Source organism: Vibrio phycocola, from assembly GCF_053850235.1.
Genome location: NZ_JBSQDJ010000011.1, coordinates 155759 through 177972, shown reverse-complemented (window position 1 = coordinate 177972; position 22214 = coordinate 155759). Strand labels below are relative to the sequence as shown.

Below are 22214 nucleotides of genomic sequence, written 5' to 3'. Positions count from 1 at the left end.
ACGTTTTTCTCAGTTATTTTGTCGCTACTCTATTTAACAAAGCTCGTAATTTAATCGGTTTAACAGGTTTAGCAAGAAAAGAAAAACCGTTTGATTCAATGGCATCTAACATATCATCGGTTCTGTCGGCACTAATAATCACGCCAGAGAAACGACTGCCTAAGCGCAAACGGCATTGCTGCAACACTTCGAGCCCTGTTCGATCATGATCGAGTCGATAGTCAGACAACACCAATGTTGGTTTCCAGTCTTGATCTAAGATTCTGATTGTTTCGACAAGGTTCGTTGCACATTTAATCTCGCATCCCCAGCGTGCTAATAGCTCTTCCATTCCACGTAAAATATCCACTTCATTATCAACACAAAGCACTCTAATCTGGCTCAAGTCTGAATTGCTCGGTTTCGTTGCTTCTGCTACTGCTACCAAATCGACTTGTTGGGCTCGCTCTAAGGTAAGAGAAAACACACTGCCGCTATGAAGCCAAGAGCGCATTGCTATTTGGTGCTGTAGAATATGAGCAATCCCCTTCGATATCGCCAACCCTAGCCCCAAGCCTTGATCGGTGGAAATTTGACTGCCTTGATTAAATTCTTCAAAAATGTCCTGCTGCTTATCGGGATCAATTCCCATTCCAGTATCCCAAACTTCAATTCTTACCTCATTATTGACTCGCCGAACGCCAAGGAGAATCTTGCCTCCATGAGTGTAACGTAACGAGTTGGTTAAGAAGTTCTGAATAATTCGGCGTAATAATTTAGGGTCAGATTTCACTAATAATGACGAACGTACCATTTGAAATGACAAACCTTTTTGTTTAGCCAAAGCACTAAACTCGGCATTCAAGTTTTCTAAGACATCGTTCACCGCAAACGCTCGGATATTTGCCTCAAGCTTACCTGATTCTAAGCGAGAGATATCAAGCAAATCCCCAATCAACTCTTCCCCTGCTCCCAAAGAGCGTTCAATATTCCCAGATAATCGCTTCACTTCGGTATCATCAGCGATTTCAGCCAGTGATGATGAAAACAGTCGTGCAGCATTAAGCGGTTGCATTAGATCATGACTCACAGCAGCAAGAAAACGAGATTTCGACGCCGACTCTCGTTCCGCTCTTTGTGTCTCCGATACAAGTCGACGATTGAGCTTTTCAAGCTGTTGGGTTCGTTTTTGAACACGCTCTTCAAGGGATTCGTTGGCTTCTTTAAGTGCTCGTTCTGCATCACGGAATACGGTGATATCAGTAAAACACATCACAAATCCCCCACCGGGCATTGGGTTTCCTTGCACTTCAATCACTCGTCCATCTGGGCGAATTCGGGACGAAGTATGGCGACTACCCTGTTCGAGATAGTAGATACGTCGCCGAACATGTTCTTCAGGATCGCCCGGCCCGCACAAGCCACCTTGTGCATTATGACGAATGATATCTGCTATGGGCCGACCTACTTGAATTAATCCAGGAGGAAACTCAAACAACTCTAGATAACGCTGGTTCCATGCAACTAAACGTAACTGCTTATCAGTAACCGCAATTCCCTGACCAATATGTTCAATCGCTCCTTGTAATAGACTGCGGCTAAAATCATATAACTCAGACGCTTCATCAACGATAGTAGCAACTTCTTCAAGGTGCATATTTTTCCCTTGAAGAGCGGATGCCAAAACCAATTTTGCTGAAGAAGCGCCAAAAACCCCAGCTAATACACGCTCAGTATGTCGAATTAAGCTTGCTGGGGCTTGTTGATTCGGCATCAACTGAGGTGCTTGCTGAGACCAATACTGACGAAACGCATTTTTCATTCTTGTCCGGCCAACAAAACGCGCCGCCAACATTTCCAATTCTGCAACCGTCACTCGGCTTTGGTAGAGAGAAATATTTTCATTGTCAGGAAAAGGAGTACCAACAAATGCGGCAGCTTGTAGACGCTCCGCCAAACTGGAACGGGTGATGCGCGATACAATTAAGTAACAAGCAGTATTCAGACTGACACTCAGGAGCATTCCCCAATCAGATAGACTTAATCCCCAGTTCTCAATAATATCGGGTGGTGTTAGCACCCATATTAATAAGTTGGTATCCGCCGTTCCTGCCAACATCTGCGCTTGTGTCATTAAGGTAATCAACCAAATAACAAAACCGACCGCCAAACCGACATATACACCTTTTCGGTTTCCTTTTCGCCAGTACATGCCACCAATCAATGCTGGTGAAAACTGGGCAATCGCTGTAAACGATAGAAAGCCGATATCCGATAAAGATTGAATTGAACCCAGTACTTGATAAACACCCCAAGCACCTGCAAGCAGAATGACAATTAAAGCTCGGCGGATAATAAGTAAAGTTTCAGAAAAATGCCGATGACTGCGCTTAAACAGTTTTAAACGCCGCAACAGTAAAGGTACGACTAAGTCATTTGAAACCATAATGGTCAACGCGATAGTTGACACGATAACCATTCCTGTTGCTGCCGACGTACCACCGACAAAAGCAATCAAGGCAACAAGATCGGCACCCACCAAACTCGGAACACTCAATACATAGGTTTCCGCCATATCAGGAGGTAATAAAGCTTGCCCCGCCCACGCAATTGGAAGCACAAATATGCCCATTAAGACGAGATAAAGTGGAAAAATCCAACGTGCCGAATGGAGATCTTGTGCTTTCTCGTTTTCTACAACTAAAGTGTGGAACTGCCGAGGTAAACAGATAATCGCCAGCATTGTAAGAATCAGGTGAATGGTAAGAGTGGCCCACTTTGGCTCTTGATAGGTTGATTTCGCCACTTCAATTAGGTCAATATCTTCCCGACTAAGACTAAGATAAACAATAAACAAACCTACCACTAAAAACGCAACTAACTTGACAATAGATTCAAAGGCCACCGCCATCATCATACCGCGATGATGCTCGGTGTTATCAATGTGCCGGGTACCAAAAAGCATGGTAAAAATGGCAAGAACCACAACGACAACCCAAGAAACATGGTCATTTTGATAACTGAATGCTTCACCAAAATCAGGGGCCATCATATTGATCCCCATTGTTACACCCCGTAATTGAAGTGCGATATACGGCAAAATTCCTAGGACAGCAATTACCGTTGTAACCATGGCTAAGCCTTGAGATTTGCCATAACGCGCAGCGATAAAGTCAGCAATAGAGGTAATATGTTCGCGCTTAGCAATCAGCATTAGCCGAGCTAATAGTCGCCAGCCAAAGACAAAAACGATGATGGGAGCAATATAAATAGGAAGGAAAGACCATGGATTTTTCGCAGCTTGACCTACCGTCCCGTAGAAAGTCCAAGAAGTACAATACACCGCGATCGAAAAACTGTAGATCCATGGACGCCATCGCGCCATCCAATGGGTACGCTTATCACCATACCAAGCGATAAAAAATAACACGCCCAAATAGAAAAGAAGGACGGGAATCACTATCCAAGATTGCATATACCCTTTCCAATTAAAGCTGTGAATAGCAACTCGATTCTTCAATAAACCAAGTTGCCAACAATATTCACAATTATTTAACTAAGAATGAAAATATATAGCAATTTGAACAAGCAAATCTGTGGTTCATGCGATGCTTTGACTAGAATAATCAACTTGTTGCAACTTTAGCTTCATCATTGTCTATTTTGGGTAAACGAATAAAAAGCCCTACAGCACCAAGCGCTGCCATTCCCCAAAATATTTGTCCTCCAAAGTGCGTGTAACCCCAGCCGCTGATGCTTGTCAGTACCGCGACGAAGCCACCTAATGATATTGCATTATAGAGAGACTGAATCGCCACCATCTTGTGGCTTGGCGCCAGTTGAATATATCGTATTGCCGCTAAATGAGCCAAACCAAAGGTAATACTGTGCAGTGCTTGAATCGAAATCATAACCACAAAATTGGTGCTTGCTGCCGTTAACCCCCAGCGAACCACCACCGCCAAACAAGCAATCGTAAACATTGTTTGCAGTGTCCAGCCTTTGAGTAACCGGCGACTTAAAGCAAATACAATGACTTCTGCAATCACTCCAATACTCCACAGGTATCCAATCGTTTCTTCACTGTAACCAGAGGCTTTCCAATAGATTGAGCTAAAACTGTAGTACGCTGCATGACTACCCTGGATCAAAGAGGTCAATAAGATAAACAACAAAATTGGTCGCTCTCGCAAAACTTGATGCAATTTAACGCGAATAGGACGGACATCGAGGCCGCTACTTGGCATCGGGTTTGCCCTACGCAGGCTCGCCAACAACAAAACAACGGTACCACCAAGCGCAATCGTGAGAATCATGTCGCTGCCTAAATGAGCAACCGACCACCCAACTAACGTAGAAGACAAAATAAAAGAGACCGACCCCCATAAGCGCGCTTTACCATAATCTAACAAATCGAGTTTGGCGTAATAGTTAGCGACAGCATCAGAAATCGGCGCGATTGGTCCACAACACAAATTAAAAAGAATGGTTCCCGCCGCAATCAAATAAAAGTTATCTCCTCCGACCCATAACGCAAGGAGTGTGGCGACAGCAATCGATGTTATCCACCTCAACGCAGGAATCAGTTGCTCTGCACGACTAAATCGAGGAGTGATCGTCAAATTGGCCAGAAAACGAATGGTAAACCCAAGCCCGAGAATAACTCCGATTTGACTAGAGGAAACTCCTTTGCTTTCCAGCCAAAGTGTCCAAAAAGGCAAATAAGCTCCAAATACAAAGAAAAAGCCAAAAAAATACTGAGATATCCAGCGAAATGGAGAGGTTTGAAACATGATGAAAGCCAACAAGACAGAAAAGACCTCGCTATTATGCCTCGACTGACATAACAACTAAAGCAAAGTAATGGAATTATTATCTCTCTGTTTATATTGATATAACTCGCATTATCAACGTCATACATTAAGCCAAATTTTGCTCAAACTCCTCTTTTATTAGACCAAAGTCGTCTGGAGTAAAATATAGAAATTGCCACACTGAAGAGAGTGCAACTTTATCTGGACAATCCGCTATGCCTGATAAATTCAATATGGATTTACCACCGTTCGATCGATTAACAGTCGTCGAGCAAAAGCTCCTACGTTCATCACTCGATGTTGCCTATTACCGCAGTACCGATACTCTATTAAACTGTGGTGAAAACAATCAAATACTGCATATCTTAATTAAAGGTGTGGTGGAGGAACGCAGCGCAGACAACAATGAAATCTTTGCTCACTACGGCAATGAGGACATGTTCGATGTACGTTCCATTTTTAGCGGGCAGGTAAAGCATAAGTATGTCGCCTTAGAAGATACCCTAAGCTATCTACTGCCTAAAGAAACGTTTCTTGAACTCTACAATAAAAACGGAGAATTTTCGGCCTACTTTGATAATAACCTCGCGAAGCGACAAGCACTTATTGAAGCGGCGAAGCAACAACAAAATTTAGCGGAGTTTATCTTAACAAAAGTCGACCATCATATTTTTCATCCGCCGCTGATCATTTCGCCAAATCAGCCTATAAACCTTGTCACCAAAGAACTCAAAGAGAAAAAAATCGATGCCGCTTTGGTACATCTAGACGAAACAGATCCTCGTTTGCAACAGCACCCTGCTGAACATCCGTATGCTATCGTAACTCGTACCAATTTACTTCATTCCGTTATGCTTGAAGGATATGATCTCGATACCCCCGTCGGTGACGTAGCAACGTTTCCAGTTATGCATGTGAATCATGGTGATTTTCTGTTTAATGCCATGGTGATGATGACCCGACGCCGAGTGAAGCGCTTAATGGTATGTGATGGCAATGAGGCTATTGGCATGCTCGATATGACACAGATTCTCAGTGCATTTTCTACTCATTCTCATGTTCTCAGCTTAAGCATTGCACGAGCAGCCTCGGTAGAAGAACTCGTCATCGCATCGAACCGGCAACGTCAGTTGGTCAACAGTTTAATAACCAATGGCATTCGTACACGCTTTATTATGCAGCTTATTTCCGCTGTAAATGAACAGATTATTGAGAAGGCTTTCTGTCTCGTCATTCCACCGTCTTTGCACGATCAATGTTGCTTAGTTGTATTGGGTTCAGAAGGACGTGGAGAGCAAATTCTAAAAACCGATCAGGACAATGCTCTCATCCTTCAAGATGGCTTCCAATGGCAGGAAAACCATAGCGAATTAGACGAACTCATTCATACCCTACTCAAACTGGGCTATCCACTCTGTACTGGTAAAGTCATGGTCAATAACCCTCAATGGGTTCGCTCACAAACCGAATGGAAACAGACGCTAAACCGCTGGGCGAATAAAGCCGATGCAGAACGGACGATGAAACTGTCGATTTTCAGTGATGCTCACGCAGTCGCGGGCAATAAGCAACTCCTCACTCCCGTCAAAAAATATTTGAGTGACATGATGGCTGGAAAAGAATTACTAATTGCAGAATTCACCAAACCAGCTCTTAATTTTTCACTCCCATTAACGCTTTTTGGCAACGTGAAGTCCTCTAAATCTGGCATCGATATAAAACAAGGAGGGATTTTTCCGATTGTTCATGGCGTGCGAGCGCTTAGCCTTGATTACAAAATCTCAGCAACCAACACATTTGAGCGTCTAGAAGCACTAGTTGATGAAAAAGTACTTGAGAAAGAAACCAGTGATAACTTAAGCGAAGCTCTTAAACACTTCTTCAAATTACGGTTGGCCCAACAATTACAACAAAACAATACGGGGAATAATTTAAACCTATCCAAGCTCGATAGAACAGAACGGGACCTATTGCGACATAGCCTACACATCGTTAAGAAATTTAAGCAGTGGCTCGCTTACCATTATCAAATTCGCCAATAAGAGCACACAACAATGAACTGGTTACTTCGCCGCTATTGGCATCACAAACTGAAAGGTTCACCTTATCAATTCTTATTCACTAAGCCGAGTAAGGAAGAGTTTGTCTCACTCGATTGCGAAACGACAAGCCTCGATCCCAAACGAGCCGAATTAGTGTCGATTGCCGCAACGAAAATCATTGGAAATCGAATTATTACCAGTGATCCGTTTGAAGTTCGCCTAAGAGCACCACAGTCTCTAGACTCTCAATCCGTCAGAATTCATAAAATTCGACACAGCGACTTAGCCAATGGTCTAACAGAAAAAGAAGCACTCATAAAACTCATTGATTTTATTGGTAATAGAACGTTAGTTGGATACCACATTCGTTACGATAAAACGATTCTCGATATTGCTTGTCGAAAACAGCTTGGATTTCCCCTACCCAACCGCCTCGTCGAAGTCAGTCAGATCTATCACGATCAGTTAGAGAAACAGTTGCCAAATGCCTACTTCGACCTTAGCTTAGACGCCATATGCCGTCATCTCAACTTACCACAACAGGATAAGCACGATGCACTTCAAGATGCCATTGCTGCCGCACTTATCTATATTCGCCTTACTAATGGTGATCTTCCTCCGTTTATCTCAAAATAACCCATATTTTTTTAATACTGCAGTTCATGGCTTTAACTTCTAAAACAGTCAATTACATCCCATTATTTTGTGTGAATGGAATCACTTATCCGAAAGTCTAATTGAGGAAATGAGGGATTTGGACAAAAGTGATAGCTATTCAATATCCTGATTCGCTCAACACAATAATTAATCTTCAGGAAATTGCCGCTTTCAAAAGGAGAACAGCCATGAGTGACGTTAATATTTATCCGGTAAAAGATAACATTAAAGAGACAACACATGCGGATAACGACACTTACTTATCCATGTACCAGCAGTCGATTACAGATCCTGAAGGTTTTTGGGCAGAGCAAGGTAAAATTGTCAATTGGATTAAACCGTTTACCAAAGTTAAAAGTACCTCATTTGATACGGGGCATGTGGATATTCGTTGGTTTGAAGACGGCACATTGAATGTGTCTGAAAACTGTATTGACCGTCATCTAAAAGAGCGTGGCGATGAAGTTGCTATTATCTGGGAAGGTGACGATCCAAACGACGATAAAACCCTCACTTTTAACCAACTCTATCAAGAAGTTTGTCGTTTCTCTAATGTGCTTAAAGAGCAAGGTGTTCACAAAGGTGATGTCGTCTGTTTGTACATGCCTATGGTTCCAGAAGCAGCTGTTGCAATGTTAGCCTGTACTCGAATTGGTGCAGTACATACGGTGGTATTTGGTGGGTTCTCTCCTGAAGCCTTAGCTGGTCGTATTATTGATTCCAATGCCAAGCTAGTCGTTACCGCAGATGAAGGTGTCCGTGGCGGTCGTCCAGTTCCATTGAAAAAGAATGTCGACGAAGCACTAACTAATCCTGAAACAAGCTCAATTAAAAAAGTGGTGGTTTATCAACGTACAGGTGGTCAAGTTGAGTGGCATTCACACCGCGACGTATGGTGGCACGAAGCTGCAGCGAATGTATCAGATCACTGCCCACCAGAAGAAATGAAAGCAGAAGATCCATTGTTCATTCTTTATACTTCGGGATCAACGGGTAAACCTAAAGGTGTTCTCCACACAACCGGCGGCTATCTCGTCTATGCCGCAATGACCTTTAAATATGTCTTTGATTACCAGCATTCTGATACCTTTTGGTGTACTGCCGACGTTGGTTGGATCACTGGCCACACCTATTTAGTCTACGGTCCACTAGCGAATGGTGCTAAAACCATCTTATTCGAAGGTGTTCCTAATTATCCTTCCACTAGTCGTATGTCTGAAGTGGTCGATAAACATAATGTATCGATCTTATACACCGCCCCAACCGCTATTCGTGCATTGATGGCAAAAGGCGATGAAGCTGTCAAAGGTACGAAACGTACAAGTTTGCGCATTATGGGTTCGGTCGGTGAACCTATCAACCCAGAAGCGTGGGAATGGTATTACCGCACAATTGGTAACGAGAAATCCCCAATCGTTGATACATGGTGGCAGACCGAAACTGGTGGTATCTTGATCACACCACTTCCAGGTGCGACGGATCTTAAACCGGGTTCAGCAAGCCGCCCATTCTTTGGTGTTCAACCGGCTCTTGTCGATAACATGGGAAATATTGTTGAAGGTGCGACCGAAGGCAACTTAGTTATTCTCGATTCATGGCCAGGTCAGATGCGTACCATCTACGGCGATCACGAGCGTTTTGAGCAAACCTACTTCTCTACTTTCCAAGGTATGTACTTTACCAGTGATGGTGCTCGCCGTGACGAAGATGGGTATTACTGGATCACCGGTCGTGTAGATGACGTGCTTAATGTCTCTGGTCACCGAATGGGTACAGCCGAAATTGAATCGGCGTTAGTATCATTCGACAAAATTGCTGAAGCCGCTGTCGTTGGTGTTCCACACGACATCAAAGGCCAAGCCATTTATGCTTACATTACGCTCAATGATGGCGTTTATCCAAATGCAGACTTGCATAAAGAAGTGAAAGATTGGGTAAGAAAAGAAATTGGCCCTATCGCAACACCGGATGTTCTGCACTGGACGGATGCGTTACCTAAAACACGCTCAGGTAAAATTATGCGTCGTATCTTACGTAAAATTGCCACGGGCGATACCAGTAACCTTGGGGACACCTCAACATTGGCAGACCCAAGCGTAGTAGAAAAACTGATTGCAGAAAAAGAAGCGCTCTAATTCGTTTTACCCATGGTTCAACATGTCCTTAGTTCCACATGGTCTTTAGCCACCCTCGCGGTGGCTTTTTTTGTGACATTATGTCAAAAAAGATTGATAGACAGGAACATCGCTGCCACTAATCAGTCATATATTCTAAGATAGATCATAACTAAGCGGCGTTAATCATTTGCTAAGCCTTGTCTGGCTTCATATTGAGTCAAAACACGTAGGCTTACGGTCGCGTAAAATTAGAGTAAAACAACCACTAAACTAGGTGATAAGACCAGTAAATTGCTGCTAAATGTTGCTAATTAGCTATAATCTCCATTAATTCTTTGTTTTGTACATAAAATTTACAAATTTTCCTGTGTGAAACGTTTAAAAATATGGGATTATCTAGAATTCCCTCACGATGATAGAAGATATCGGCAAAATGACTGCAAAATTTCGAATTCTTGTACTTAATGGCCCTAATCTCAACTTGCTCGGCTTACGCGAGCCCGCACATTATGGCTCCAATACCTTAGCTGATATTGTTACCACACTAACAGAGCAAGCAGCTTCGGCTAATGTTGAGTTAGATCATCTTCAATCCAATCGTGAGTATGAACTTCTTGAAGCCATCCATAATGCTTACGATAAAGTGGATTTTATCATCATTAACCCAGCGGCTTTTACACACACTAGTGTGGCGCTTCGTGATGCATTGCTCGGGGTCGCGATTCCATTTATTGAAGTTCATCTTTCAAATGTTCATGCCCGTGAAGCCTTCCGTCATCACTCCTACTTGTCTGATAAGGCACAAGGTGTGATTTGTGGGTTAGGCGCACAAGGCTACCAATTCGCACTGTCTGCAGCGATTAATCACTTGCAGAATCAGTAATCAATCACTCTGCAGCTCTTAAATGAGAGTTGTCTTATTCACAAGATAAAAGAGAAAATACAATGGATATTCGTAAAATTAAAAAGCTAATCGAATTAGTTGAAGAATCAGGCATCGCTGAGCTAGAAATTTCCGAAGGCGAAGAGTCAGTAAAAATCAGCCGGTATGGAAATGCTCCTGTGTACTCTCAAGCTCCAGCAATGGCAGCACCATCAGTAGCAGCTCCTGCGGTTAGCGCTCCATCAGCGGCTCCAGTAGCCACAGAAGAAGCAGCTCCAGCGGTTGAGGCCGGACATCAAGTTCTTTCTCCGATGGTCGGAACTTTCTACAGTGCACCAAGCCCTGAATCGAAAGCATTTGTTGCTGTTGGCCAAAGCGTCAATGTTGGCGACGCACTATGTATCGTTGAAGCAATGAAAATGATGAACCAAATTGAAGCCGATAAATCAGGTGTTATTAAAGCCATCCTTGTTGAAGATGGCCAACCAGTTGAATTCGACCAACCACTTGTTGTAATCGAATAATCGAGGCGCTCAAAATGCTAGATAAGATAGTTATTGCCAACCGAGGTGAAATTGCCCTTAGGGTACTTCGCGCGTGTAAAGAACTCGGAATTAAAACCGTTGCAGTACACTCAACTGCCGATCGTGATTTAAAACACGTTCTTTTAGCTGATGAAGCCATGTGTATCGGTCCAGCATCAAGTATGGAAAGTTACCTAAATATCCCACGGATTATTTCTGCGGCTGAAATCACCGGTGCGGTCGCGATTCACCCTGGATATGGCTTCCTTTCAGAAAATGCCGATTTTGCTGAAATGGTAGAGAAGTCTGGGTTTATTTTTGTTGGACCGAAAGCAGAAACAATTCGCTTAATGGGCGACAAAGTTTCCGCGATCAACTCAATGAAGAAAGCTGGCGTTCCATGCGTTCCAGGTTCAGATGGTCCACTAGAAACCAATGACGCAAAAAATAAAGCTATTGCTAAACGTATTGGCTATCCAGTTATCATCAAAGCTTCTGGCGGCGGTGGTGGTCGTGGTATGCGAGTGGTACGTGGTGAAGCTGAGCTCATTCAATCTATTCAGATGACAAAAACAGAAGCAAAAGCTGCGTTTAACAACGACATTGTTTACATGGAAAAATACCTTGAAAACCCTCGTCACGTTGAAGTTCAAGTTATTGCTGATGGTCAGGGTGGTGCAATCCATCTAGGTGAGCGTGATTGCTCAATGCAACGTCGTCACCAAAAGGTAGTCGAAGAGGCTCCAGCTCCGGGAATTACTGCTGAAATGCGCAGATTTATCGGTGAGCGTTGTACTCGTGCGTGTATCGAAATTGGTTACCGTGGTGCTGGTACATTTGAATTCCTCTATGAAAATGGCGAATTCTATTTCATCGAAATGAATACTCGTATTCAAGTTGAGCACCCAGTCACTGAAATGGTCACTGGTGTCGATCTGATCAAAGAGCAACTTCGCATTGCCGCTGGTCAACCGTTATCATTTACTCAAGATGACATTAAAATCAGTGGGCATGCAATCGAATGTCGAATCAACGCAGAAGACCCGGTTAGCTTCCTACCTTCTCCAGGTAAAGTTGAACGCTTCCATACTCCTGGTGGCTTAGGGGTTCGTTGGGATTCTCATATCTACACCGATTACACTGTACCACCTTATTATGACTCAATGGTTGGTAAGCTAATCTGTTACGGTGAAAACCGCGATGTGGCGATAGCTCGAATGAAAAATGCACTCAACGAACTTATTATTGAAGGCATTAAAACCAATATTCCACTTCAACAAGTCATCATGGCTGATGAAAACTTCCAACATGGTGGAGCGAATATCCACTATCTAGAGAAGAAACTCGGTCTCCAATAAGTAGAAAGTTGTTAATAAAAGCTCACTTCGGTGAGCTTTTTTGTTTGTTTTTCATCCAAAATCAAAAAGGGATAATCACAAAAGCACATCAATATCTGATACACTCTCGCCCATTCAACCCCAGAACAAGATTAACCGCTATGCCTTGGATTCAAATCAAACTCAACGCCACAAATGACAACTCCGAACAAATAGGCGACATGCTAATGGAAGAGACTGGAGCATTGTCCATTACCTTTCTAGATGCCAAGGATACCCCTGTCTTTGAGCCACTTCCCGGTGAAACTCGCTTATGGGGCGACACGGACATACTTGCACTTTACGATGCAGATAGCGATACCAATTCGATTATCAACCAGATAAAAGCCAGTAAGATGCTTACGGCAGACTTTGCTTATAAAGTAGAGCAAATAGAAGATAAGGATTGGGAACGTGAGTGGATGGATAACTTCCATCCGATGCAATTTGGTGAACGCCTCTGGGTGTGCCCAAGCTGGCGTGAAATCCCTCACCCTGAAGCAGTGAATGTTATGCTTGATCCCGGCTTAGCATTCGGAACAGGAACACACCCAACAACAGCACTCTGTCTTGAGTGGCTCGATGGCTTAGATCTAAATGGAAAAACCGTCATCGATTTCGGTTGTGGCTCCGGTATTCTCGCAATTGCGGCAATCAAACTTGGTGCAGCGAAAGTCATTGGCATCGACATCGATCCTCAAGCACTAACAGCATCACGAGATAATGCTCAGCGAAACGGTGTCGAAGACCAACTTGAGCTTTATCTTCCACAAGATCAGCCAGAAGGCTTACTTGCCGATGTTGTAGTGGCAAATATCCTTGCAGGCCCTCTACGTGAACTTTCTGGTGTTATTAAAGGGTTAATGAAACCACAGGGTTATCTTGCGATGTCTGGTGTTCTCGATACCCAAGCGAATGACGTTGCGACCTACTATCAAGACCAATTGAAATTGGATCCGATCATCGAGAAGCAAGAATGGTGTCGAATTTCAGGTCAGAAACAATAGGAAAAGACTATTTTTAACTTAATTGATTGAAATATAGACAATTTACTAAAACAATTGTTAAATGGTTAAATATTAGGCTTTTCAGCTCCTAAAAAAATGCGTAAAATGCGCGCCCTTACCATTAATGATCTGTGTAGGTATTTTGAAGATAGGAAACTACCAACTTAAGAATAATCTTATCGTTGCCCCAATGGCGGGCGTAACAGATAGACCATTTCGCGAGTTATGTCTTCAATATGGTGCAGGGATGGCCGTCAGTGAAATGATGTCTTCCAACCCTGCAACGTGGAAAACCTCGAAATCAAAACAGCGAATGGTGCATCAAGGCGAATCCGGTATTCGTTCGGTGCAAATCGCAGGTTCTGACCCACAATTAATGGCTGAAGCGGCACAATTCAGTGTTGAGAACGGTGCGCAAATCATCGACATCAATATGGGTTGTCCTGCTAAGAAAGTGAATAAGAAGCTTGCGGGCTCCGCCTTACTCCAGCATCCAGAATTGATTCGGTCAATTCTAACGTCGGTAGTAAATGCGGTTGATGTTCCAGTAACATTAAAGACTCGTACCGGCTGGGATACTAACAATAAGAACTGTGTTCATATTGCTCATATCGCCGAAGATTGTGGCATACAAGCTCTTGCTCTTCATGGAAGAACAAAAGCATGCATGTACAAAGGTAAAGCAGAATACGACTACATTAAAGCGGTTAAACAAGCCGTCTCGATACCGATTATCGCCAATGGTGATATTGATAGTCCCGAGAAGGCAAAATATGTACTGGAATACACTGGTGCAGACGCATTGATGATTGGCCGCCCTGCTCAAGGACGACCGTGGATTTTTCAGGAAATCCAATACTATTTGGAAAACGGTACAAAAATGCCGCAACTTCCAAATGAAAAAGTAAAAGATATACTACTTGGTCATGTTCAGGCACTCCACCATTTCTATGGCGAGTACCTAGGCCCCCGTATAGCGCGTAAGCACGTTGGGTGGTATCTAAAAGAACATGAAGAAGCAAGTGAATTTCGCAGAACCTTCAATGCTATAGAAGCAGCCCCGCTGCAACTTGACGCCTTGAATGGGTATTTTGATAACATTGCATCATACAATTAAGAGAAGAGCTAGCCCGAATATGTTCGAACAAAATCTGACTTCAGAAGCTTTAACCGTAACTACCGTAACTTCACAAGACCAAGTCACTCAAAAACCATTGCGTGACTCCGTTAAAGCATCTCTTAAAAACTACCTTGCGCAATTAAATGGCCAAGAAGTAACTGAGCTATACGAATTAGTTCTCGCAGAAGTAGAACAACCATTACTCGATATGATCATGCAGTACACTCGTGGTAACCAAACCAAAGCGGCAAACATGATGGGTATTAACCGTGGTACGCTACGTAAGAAATTAAAAAAATACGGCATGAACTAATAAGAAATCTATAAGATACTGATTTAAAAGGGACTTACCATTTTATGGCAAGTCCTTTTTTGTTTAACCCCCACAAAAACCCCCACATTAAGAAAGCTAACCACCTAAAAGTGATGTCCAAGTTTTTACTTCTGCAAACAAAAAAACAGTCAGGACAATAGGGAACTTAGGACAAAGCCTTTTAGGATAAGGACTACGCCTGCCCTAAGCTAATAGTTTGCTTAGGACATTTTGATTTTTAAAGTGGACAAGCACACTCCATATGATTCAAAACATTTCACAGATGTGATGTCGAAGTATTATTAATAATGTCCTATTAAGGCTCATTCTTATAGTCCATAAAGGCTGCTATTAGTTTTTGTTGATATGCTTAATTCATTTTATACAGCTATATTTTTATACGAGTAATATCAAATCTCTAATTCGATTTACTGTGTAATTTTTTTTACCGCAAAAAACGTAACATACCCAGATAGAGTACCGATTAGTAAAGACCATAGTGTAGGCGATGAAGCTATAGCGTTTGAAACAAAAGCACCGACTAAAAACCCAATCATAATCGCTAAAACTAATTTCCCTGTTTTCATTGCACAAACTCCAGATATAAAAATGAATTTATCTAAAATAACTAATGCCAGTGGGTTGCCCATCGATTTGCATTAATTGGTTCGAGATTACGAGATCAGTGTAAACAAATTTCCCCAACTCAAACGCAGTACGTTTCTCAATTTGGCGATATTTATACAATATTCATTTATTTGCGTTATAAAAAAGTCCGCACTTTGGCGGACTCTTTCTCATTGCTGGTACTGGTAATAATGTTCAAAGCATTGCTGCATTTCATTGAGCGGTCTAGTCCTGTAGCAATTTACGCGTTGTCCTGAACTCTTGACTTTACCGCCCTCACTTACAATACCCAATGTCTGCTTGAGATACTTACCTAGTGCTTTAGGAGTTTTCCGTTCATAGCCATGAACTTTCATATCATCACAATAAGATATATAACTATTGAAAAAGCTCTGTTTTGGTGTCGTAACACTGCTTTCTAGATCGTAATTTAGATTGCCGTCGAGTATACAACCATCATCCAACACCTTTTGCAGCCATTCCGCTTCACTTGGTAAAGATTCCATTATCTGCGCTTGTAATGCTTCTGTCATCGGTGCCTTGTTTAAATTAAATGGGCTAGTATCGTATTGCTTTAGAAAGTTGAATAACTGGCCAATTATTTCTGGTGCATTGATGTCCCGATGGAGAGCTTGAAAGTAGTCTCTATCCTGTTTTTTACATTCCGACACTTCCAATACAAAAAAGCGTCTTTCTTGCTGATGAGCTGGTACTGCCCAATCATTGTTGGTGCACATCAAAAATCGATGATAGCTGTCCACCTCTATTGCATCCTTACCTTTGGCCTCAATAGTTATGGTGCTGTCGGTAATCAAAGTGCGAAACTTTCCAGCATCTTTATTTGAACCACTCCAAAACGCCTCTTCAATATTCACAAATAGTTTGTTGGCTAAATGGCTATTAAATGAACCTAGCAGGTGCTTACTATCCTGTATTCTCATAGCATACTGCCCTAGTAGTTTTTCCATTAGAACTGACACAGTGCTTTTTCCGGTGCCTCTCGCTTCCGATTTAAGTACGACACAAATACCACTCTTTTTTTCTGGCTTCTGGATAATGTGAGCCATCCATGCGAGCAAGTAATAAAAATGTTCATTATTGCCATTGCATACCACATGCAGCAAATGCCACATAATACGGTCTAACTTATCACTTCCCGATATAGGCTCAACTTCAAAGCCTGACCACATATTTAGAAACCGTGTATCGGCCTTATCAGACGGATCGAACACAACACCATGATAAGAATTCCGCCCTAGGTCTTTCATCCACAAATCGAAACAATTTGCGGTTTTTGTTTGGTTCTGTTCGTTCATGTATACGAAGTTAAGGTTTGCGTATAACTGCCGCTTTTGTGGTACAGCGGAAAACGTGTAACCCGTGTTTCCCTTATGATCAGTTTCCCGTTCACATACCCACGTTTTCGCGCCATGCTGGACAATTGAATGCGTCTGATTAAATGTCTGTATGATTTGATGCTTGCTATCATTTAAAAGTCTGGGTTCTACCGTTTCACAAAATGTTTTTAGCTGCTCATAAGGCGTTAAACCTTTCGATATTTCGATTAAAAAGTTATTCATATTGGGTGATAATTTATTGTTCATAGTTTAAACTCTTGATTAGCTGGTGGTGTCAGGTCGCCAAACTAGATCCACCAGCATGAATTAATGCGCTCTTACTTAGAGCGCCCTCTTTCTTCCCAGCACTGGTTTAACCTTTCCCATACTGCAAATTTCACAGCTCTTTCTAATCCAAGAAAAACGAAGTCCAATGCTAAACATCGCTCCCAAATAATCAGAAACTGTTTCTCACGATTATCTATAATTTTTTCGTTTACGAACATGACTGGCAAATTACTGTCTTGCGGAAAATCAAAGGTATATCCGTACATATCGATCACCTTTTGAAGGTTATCTTGACTAGGTATTGGTCGATTATTCCGACTGCACTCAAACATAGATATCCCCCTTTAAAATCCTGTTTGATGATTCTAAAAAGCGTACCTGTGCTTGAATACGTTTCAATAAGACTTCTAACTTAGGTGGTAGAGCTTTAGGCATTAGCAGAACCTCCAATATTGTTATCAATCCAAGATTGAATATCGCAAGGTTTCCATCCAACGGTACGATTACCTTGTTTAACAGGTTGTGGAAATGTCCCAGCTTTTACTTTCGCCCATAACGTCTTTCGAGATCGATTGGTTATCTCACACACATCACTATAAGTAAGCAAGCGAGTGATAGTTTGTTGCAGGTAGTTTGATTGATTACTTAACGTTTCATTCATACTGAATACTCCTTATATTGTTTCAGTGTGAATAATATATTCCTTATAGTTATCGCTGTGCAGAATGATATTTCTTCTTTTTATCACCCCCCTCTTCGTTTTGGGCTATTCACAATTCAAGGTTTTCAGCCCTTAACTCTTTAAAGAATGTATTCTTATAGTTTTCCATGAACCGTTTTCGATCTTTTTCTTTACTGGCTTCGCTCTTCGCATTCCATGACTTATATACTCTACTTACAGAATCAAATCGCAGTCCGTCCATCTCTGCAATATACTTAGTCGCAGCATTAATACTCATATCTCGATCTTTAATCATGGTTTCTATACGTATATTTCGAACGTCAGCATCCATACCCTTTTTCCCCATATCCCCATTAATCACTGCTTTTAATAAATAACGATATATCTCTTTTACAAGTAATTGTTGTCGTCGGTCGGCGTCACCATTATTGAACGCCCGCCATGATCCAAGTAGCTCAGCTCTCATAACCAGATATTTGCTACTGAGATAAACCTCTGGCTTATGCCAATTATCATCCATAAATTCAATCAATCGGACAGTATCACCTATCTCGAATAGTTCATCACTCACTTGATCGCCCTCACGTTAGAACCTGCTACCGTGTCGTTTAGTTTTGCAACCCATAAATCAAGAGCTGCCTTTTTCTTTTCTATATGTTGTGAACGGTTATAGATTTTCATAACGCCGCCTAGAGAATGGCCTAGTAGTTGTTCGACGACATAAGGTTCCACTTGGATATCATTTAAAATAGTGGCAAACGTGCGCCTCAGATCATGAAACGTCCATGCTTCTTTATGTCCAAGTTTTTTCCATAGTGATCCACCAAAACTCGACACCGTTTCTGGTCTTTTGAAAGATCCTAATAGGTATTCTGAATTAGCTTGAGCAACCACCGATTGAATATAGGTTTTCATCTGCTCGGGGATTGGTCGCTTAATTTCAGATCCGGTTTTGCTATTTGATTTAGGAACAGTCCACACCATTTCATCAAGATCCCACTCATTAAGCTTTGATAGCCTCAATTCCTGAGTACGACAACCAAACACCACCAGCAGCAACGTAAGATTTCTGTAATACCGGTTACTTTTAATATCATGCGACCATTGCCAAACACTTATTAATTCTGCCCACGATAAAACGCGGTCTTTCTCGTTTTGACGTTCGCCTATATCGACAATGTCTAAACTTTCCAGTGCTATTGAATGCGCATACTGGCGATTACGGCAAAACTTCAATGCTTGCTTGGCATTCTGTAAAATATAGCCACTTGCTTTAGGTGCTGCTCGGTAGTGAGTCCCGTTGGTAACATCATCAAAAACCTGCACCCAGTGCCGCGTCTCACAATCTTCTAACGGTAAATGACCAATAAACGGATATACATGCTTTTTAAATTGAGAACGGTGTTTCTCGTGATTGGCTCGGTTTTTCGCTGCGTAATTATCAAGCCAGTATTCTAGGGCATCTTTAACCGTGACCGCCTTTAAAATCTGTTCTCGCTGCAACTGGCGTTCAAGTTTCGGATCATAACCATTAGCAAGATATTTCTTACATTCTGCCGCCTGTCGCCTCGCTTCAAGTAAAGTGGTTTCAGGATAATTCCCCAAGGTAATTTCTTGAGCTTTACTGGAATAACGATAACGAAACAAAAAAGACAACTTTCCACTTTTGTAGTGATAGACGTTCAGCCCATCTCTATCAGCTAGTTTTATTGGTCTGTTATCGTGCTTTTTTCCTAACAAGGATTTGAGTCTTGAGTCTGTGATAGCCATTGTTACTCTGTCCGAAGTTTTGTCCGAAGTATTTTTATACTTAGGACTGTCACAATCATTGATACATATAGATTTACCCTAAGTGGCTAAGTGTCCTGAGTAATTACCTAGATTAATTTTTCATAACCCAAGAAAAACAACCCCCACAACAACCCCCACAAAGTACAATATACCTAGTAAGTCACCTCAAGACAAGATGAGACAAATTTAGATGTAAATCATTGTTAATAAATAAATTAAGGAAAGATAACAAGACGAGACTAGACCACATTAAATGGGTAATTTGATAATACGGCATGAACTAGAAAGCCGTTTTTTAACTATTGAATTAAAAAAGCCAAGTAAACAATTACTTGGCTTTTCATTATTTTCCATATATACGTTCGTATTAAATTAATAGTAATGGAGTACTAATTACCACCTGACTTCAGAATCTGTCGATAAATTATAGGGATAGAGAAACCAATCTAACCATATTTTTATACTGCTAATGATGCACTTCATAACTTGCAATGATATATCTAGTTACCAGCAACTCTTCTATACCATTAAAACATGATATAAAACGATAAGAGAGTAAAACTACGTGTCTGAAAAATTGGACAGGATAACGATAACCTACAATTAAATTTAAACTTCTCGTCTGCAGATTACCGTTCAATTGATATCATTATTGTTTAATGAGTGTTACCTACTAAATTGTTCCGGAAAGAGAACCTTCGATAGTGGCTAATGTTGCGCCACCCGCCATTAGATCTTGTAGCTCTTCAGATGTGATATCACCTCTTTCAGCAGTGCCTAATGTTTTACCGCGGTTTAACACCGTGAAGCTATCACCCACCGCCATCGCGTGTCGCACGTTATGCGTAATAAATACCACAGCAATACCGCGCTTACGTACTTTATCGATTGTGGCTAATACATTAGCGGTTTGGCGAACCCCCAGTGCAGAAGTTGGCTCATCAAGGATTAACACCTTCGCACCAAAATATACTGCTCTTGCAATCGCAACTGTTTGACGCTCACCACCCGATAAAGTACCAATTGCTTGATCAGCTGAACGGAGATGAATTCCCATCTTTTCCATCTCCTTCATGGTAACTTCGTTTGCTAGCTTATGATCAAAAAAACTAATACCTGCAATTTTCTTAGTTGGTTCATTACCCATAAAAAAGTTACGTGCAACTGACATCAGTGGAATCATCGCTAAGTCTTGATAAACCGTTGCGATACCTGCCGTAATTGCATCACGAGGACTCTCAAAATTCATCGGCTGACCTTCAAAGAAAATTTGACCATCTGACGGTTTATGTACACCTGCCATGGTTTTGATAAATGTTGATTTACCAGCACCATTATCACCTAATAAGCATAAACATTTACCCGGCATTACCTTTAAAGACACACCAGAGAGAGCGATAACAGAACCAAAATGCTTCTGTATCTTCTTCATTTCGATAATAGGTTCGCTCATGTTATTTCTCCCCTGTGATCATGCGACGTATATAGGTATTTAAAATTACAGCAAATAATAGAATTGCACCGAGGAATACCCTAAAGAGTGAGCTCTCAACACCAGCAAAGAATAGACCTTGCTGTACAACACCAAAGATAACTGCACCTAATGCTGCACCAATAACTGAACCATAGCCACCAGTGAGTAGTGCGCCTCCAATAACCACTGAGATAATCGCTTCAAACTCTTTTAATAAACCACGATCAGCGCCGGCAGAGCCAAACTCAATGACCTGTGATGTTGCAAAGACACAAGCACAGAAAGCCGTGAACATGAACATTAGAATCTTAACGCGGTTAACCGGAACACCTACATAAGTAGCAGCTAGAGAATTACCACCAGAAGCAAAAATCCAGTTACCAAATTTTGTTTTAGTTAATAACCAATGAGAGAAAACAAGCAGGACAACAGCCCAAACCATCAGCATTGGGATACCTTCAACAACCGGTTGACCTTTTTTCAAACCACGTTCAAAAGTTTCAATCCAGCCGTTATCACCTAGCCACTGAAATAAACCCGTAAAAATTTTTCCACCAAAGAGAGGGGCAAGCCAATCGCCTTCTGCAGCATCTTTAATACCACCAACAATTGTTTTGTTTGTCGTTGATATCGCAGCAAAAATGGTTAAGCCGCGAAGAATAAATAAGAACGCTAAGGTTACGATAAAACTTGGTAGACCCGTTTTTATAACCAACCAACCACTTAATGCTCCGATTGCCATACATAAAATGAATGTAGTAATAATAGCCACCCACATCGGTAGACCAAATACCACCGAAAGTAGAGCAATTGACATACCACTAAACCCAATCATAGAGCCAACTGACAAATCAAACTCACCGGCTATCATCAATAAGCAAGCACCCACAGCGATAATAATAAATTGTGACGATACGATAGACCAGTTTATAACACCAGAGGCTGAAAACATGCCTGAGTCACGAGCTGTTAATAAAAAGAAAGTAAAAACTAAGATTGTTCCGCAAATACCACCTAATTCAGGTCTAATTAAGGCTTGTCGAAAACTCGATCTTGTTTTAATTCGTTCATCCGGTTTCTCGGAGTTAGCCGGTTGGGCTGATGTTGGTTCAGTCATATTAGACCTCTAAATCTTAACAATAGGAACACAGTTTGAGGTTAAAGGCCGCACAAATAGTACGGC

At 41.8% G+C, this 22214-nt stretch carries 19 protein-coding genes; 9 read left to right on the top strand and 10 right to left on the bottom strand.

What is annotated here, in order from left to right:
- Positions 1-13 precede the first annotated feature (13 nt).
- Together ACWU4D_RS15405 and ACWU4D_RS15400 are read right to left on the bottom strand one after the other, a co-directional pair.
- A complete protein-coding gene (locus ACWU4D_RS15405) occupies positions 14-3454 on the bottom strand; it encodes a PAS domain-containing hybrid sensor histidine kinase/response regulator (protein WP_456052334.1) in 3441 nt (1146 codons plus the stop codon).
- Between the two features lie 151 nt (positions 3455-3605).
- Positions 3606-4772, bottom strand: coding sequence for a 3-phenylpropionate MFS transporter (locus tag ACWU4D_RS15400; RefSeq protein ID WP_456052333.1), 1167 nt, complete (start codon positions 4770-4772; stop codon positions 3606-3608).
- A 236-nt stretch (positions 4773-5008) separates the two neighbouring features.
- Here ACWU4D_RS15400 and ACWU4D_RS15395 point away from each other — a divergent pair, with 236 nt between their 5' ends.
- The 9 genes from ACWU4D_RS15395 to fis all read left to right on the top strand — a co-directional run bounded on the left by ACWU4D_RS15395 (position 5009) and on the right by fis (position 14832).
- Positions 5009-6835, top strand: coding sequence for a putative nucleotidyltransferase substrate binding domain-containing protein (locus ACWU4D_RS15395; protein ID WP_456052332.1), 1827 nt, complete (start codon positions 5009-5011; stop codon positions 6833-6835).
- Positions 6836-6847: 12 nt separating this feature from the next.
- Complete coding sequence (locus ACWU4D_RS15390) at positions 6848-7471, top strand: 3'-5' exonuclease (RefSeq protein WP_456052331.1); 624 nt, start codon at positions 6848-6850, stop codon at positions 7469-7471.
- A gap of 209 nt (positions 7472-7680) precedes the next feature.
- Complete coding sequence (gene acs, locus ACWU4D_RS15385; RefSeq protein ID WP_456052330.1) at positions 7681-9627, top strand: acetate--CoA ligase; 1947 nt, start codon at positions 7681-7683, stop codon at positions 9625-9627.
- A 415-nt stretch (positions 9628-10042) separates the two neighbouring features.
- The gene (aroQ, locus tag ACWU4D_RS15380; RefSeq protein WP_456052329.1) at positions 10043-10492 is read left to right on the top strand and encodes a type II 3-dehydroquinate dehydratase; all 450 of its coding nucleotides are present in this window, start codon (positions 10043-10045) and stop codon (positions 10490-10492) included.
- 62 nt (positions 10493-10554) lie between these two features.
- Positions 10555-11016, top strand: a complete 462-nt coding sequence (gene accB, locus ACWU4D_RS15375; protein ID WP_456052328.1) for an acetyl-CoA carboxylase biotin carboxyl carrier protein — start codon at positions 10555-10557, stop codon at positions 11014-11016.
- Between the two features lie 14 nt (positions 11017-11030).
- Entirely contained in the window at positions 11031-12374 is a 1344-nt protein-coding gene (gene accC, locus ACWU4D_RS15370; RefSeq protein WP_456052327.1) for an acetyl-CoA carboxylase biotin carboxylase subunit, read from the top strand.
- A 140-nt stretch (positions 12375-12514) separates the two neighbouring features.
- On the top strand, positions 12515-13399 hold the full coding sequence (gene prmA, locus ACWU4D_RS15365) for a 50S ribosomal protein L11 methyltransferase (protein ID WP_456052326.1): 885 nt from the start codon (positions 12515-12517) through the stop codon (positions 13397-13399).
- A gap of 142 nt (positions 13400-13541) precedes the next feature.
- The gene (gene dusB / locus ACWU4D_RS15360; RefSeq protein ID WP_456052325.1) at positions 13542-14516 is read left to right on the top strand and encodes a tRNA dihydrouridine synthase DusB; all 975 of its coding nucleotides are present in this window, start codon (positions 13542-13544) and stop codon (positions 14514-14516) included.
- A gap of 19 nt (positions 14517-14535) precedes the next feature.
- On the top strand, positions 14536-14832 hold the full coding sequence (gene fis / locus ACWU4D_RS15355) for a DNA-binding transcriptional regulator Fis (RefSeq protein ID WP_456052324.1): 297 nt from the start codon (positions 14536-14538) through the stop codon (positions 14830-14832).
- 428 nt (positions 14833-15260) lie between these two features.
- Here fis and ACWU4D_RS15350 read toward each other — a convergent pair whose 3' ends face one another.
- The 8 genes from ACWU4D_RS15350 to ACWU4D_RS15315 all read right to left on the bottom strand — a co-directional run bounded on the left by ACWU4D_RS15350 (position 15261) and on the right by ACWU4D_RS15315 (position 22148).
- Complete coding sequence (locus tag ACWU4D_RS15350; protein WP_456052323.1) at positions 15261-15482, bottom strand: hypothetical protein; 222 nt, start codon at positions 15480-15482, stop codon at positions 15261-15263.
- A 147-nt stretch (positions 15483-15629) separates the two neighbouring features.
- Entirely contained in the window at positions 15630-17063 is a 1434-nt protein-coding gene (locus tag ACWU4D_RS15345; RefSeq protein ID WP_456052322.1) for a primase-helicase family protein, read from the bottom strand.
- A gap of 71 nt (positions 17064-17134) precedes the next feature.
- Entirely contained in the window at positions 17135-17416 is a 282-nt protein-coding gene (locus ACWU4D_RS15340) for a hypothetical protein (protein ID WP_456052321.1), read from the bottom strand.
- A gap of 95 nt (positions 17417-17511) precedes the next feature.
- Positions 17512-17745 carry a helix-turn-helix transcriptional regulator gene (locus tag ACWU4D_RS15335; RefSeq protein ID WP_456052320.1) on the bottom strand — a complete coding sequence of 78 codons (234 nt, stop codon included), beginning with the start codon at positions 17743-17745 and terminating at the stop codon, positions 17512-17514.
- Positions 17746-17854: 109 nt separating this feature from the next.
- Positions 17855-18337 carry a hypothetical protein gene (locus ACWU4D_RS15330; RefSeq protein ID WP_456052319.1) on the bottom strand — a complete coding sequence of 161 codons (483 nt, stop codon included), beginning with the start codon at positions 18335-18337 and terminating at the stop codon, positions 17855-17857.
- Positions 18334-19536, bottom strand: coding sequence for a tyrosine-type recombinase/integrase (locus tag ACWU4D_RS15325; protein ID WP_456052318.1), 1203 nt, complete (start codon positions 19534-19536; stop codon positions 18334-18336). Before ACWU4D_RS15325 ends, ACWU4D_RS15330 begins: the two co-directional genes overlap by 4 nt.
- Positions 19537-20230: 694 nt before the next feature.
- Positions 20231-21010, bottom strand: coding sequence for an ATP-binding cassette domain-containing protein (locus ACWU4D_RS15320; RefSeq protein WP_456052317.1), 780 nt, complete (start codon positions 21008-21010; stop codon positions 20231-20233).
- A 1-nt stretch (position 21011) separates the two neighbouring features.
- Positions 21012-22148, bottom strand: a complete 1137-nt coding sequence (locus ACWU4D_RS15315) for an ABC transporter permease (protein WP_456052316.1) — start codon at positions 22146-22148, stop codon at positions 21012-21014.
- Positions 22149-22214: the final 66 nt, after the last annotated feature.

Coding starts and splice junctions, on each gene's coding strand:
- ACWU4D_RS15405 (WP_456052334.1), bottom strand. CDS start 3,454: ATGCAATCTTGGATAGTGATTCCCGTCCTTCTTTTCTATTTGGGCGTG.
- ACWU4D_RS15400 (WP_456052333.1), bottom strand. CDS start 4,772: ATGTTTCAAACCTCTCCATTTCGCTGGATATCTCAGTATTTTTTTGGC.
- ACWU4D_RS15395 (WP_456052332.1), top strand. CDS start 5,009: ATGCCTGATAAATTCAATATGGATTTACCACCGTTCGATCGATTAACA.
- ACWU4D_RS15390 (WP_456052331.1), top strand. CDS start 6,848: ATGAACTGGTTACTTCGCCGCTATTGGCATCACAAACTGAAAGGTTCA.
- acs (WP_456052330.1), top strand. CDS start 7,681: ATGAGTGACGTTAATATTTATCCGGTAAAAGATAACATTAAAGAGACA.
- aroQ (WP_456052329.1), top strand. CDS start 10,043: ATGACTGCAAAATTTCGAATTCTTGTACTTAATGGCCCTAATCTCAAC.
- accB (WP_456052328.1), top strand. CDS start 10,555: ATGGATATTCGTAAAATTAAAAAGCTAATCGAATTAGTTGAAGAATCA.
- accC (WP_456052327.1), top strand. CDS start 11,031: ATGCTAGATAAGATAGTTATTGCCAACCGAGGTGAAATTGCCCTTAGG.
- prmA (WP_456052326.1), top strand. CDS start 12,515: ATGCCTTGGATTCAAATCAAACTCAACGCCACAAATGACAACTCCGAA.
- fis (WP_456052324.1), top strand. CDS start 14,536: ATGTTCGAACAAAATCTGACTTCAGAAGCTTTAACCGTAACTACCGTA.
- ACWU4D_RS15350 (WP_456052323.1), bottom strand. CDS start 15,482: ATGGGCAACCCACTGGCATTAGTTATTTTAGATAAATTCATTTTTATA.
- ACWU4D_RS15345 (WP_456052322.1), bottom strand. CDS start 17,063: ATGAACAATAAATTATCACCCAATATGAATAACTTTTTAATCGAAATA.
- ACWU4D_RS15340 (WP_456052321.1), bottom strand. CDS start 17,416: ATGTTTGAGTGCAGTCGGAATAATCGACCAATACCTAGTCAAGATAAC.
- ACWU4D_RS15335 (WP_456052320.1), bottom strand. CDS start 17,745: ATGAATGAAACGTTAAGTAATCAATCAAACTACCTGCAACAAACTATC.
- ACWU4D_RS15325 (WP_456052318.1), bottom strand. CDS start 19,536: ATGGCTATCACAGACTCAAGACTCAAATCCTTGTTAGGAAAAAAGCAC.
- ACWU4D_RS15320 (WP_456052317.1), bottom strand. CDS start 21,010: ATGAGCGAACCTATTATCGAAATGAAGAAGATACAGAAGCATTTTGGT.
- ACWU4D_RS15315 (WP_456052316.1), bottom strand. CDS start 22,148: ATGACTGAACCAACATCAGCCCAACCGGCTAACTCCGAGAAACCGGAT.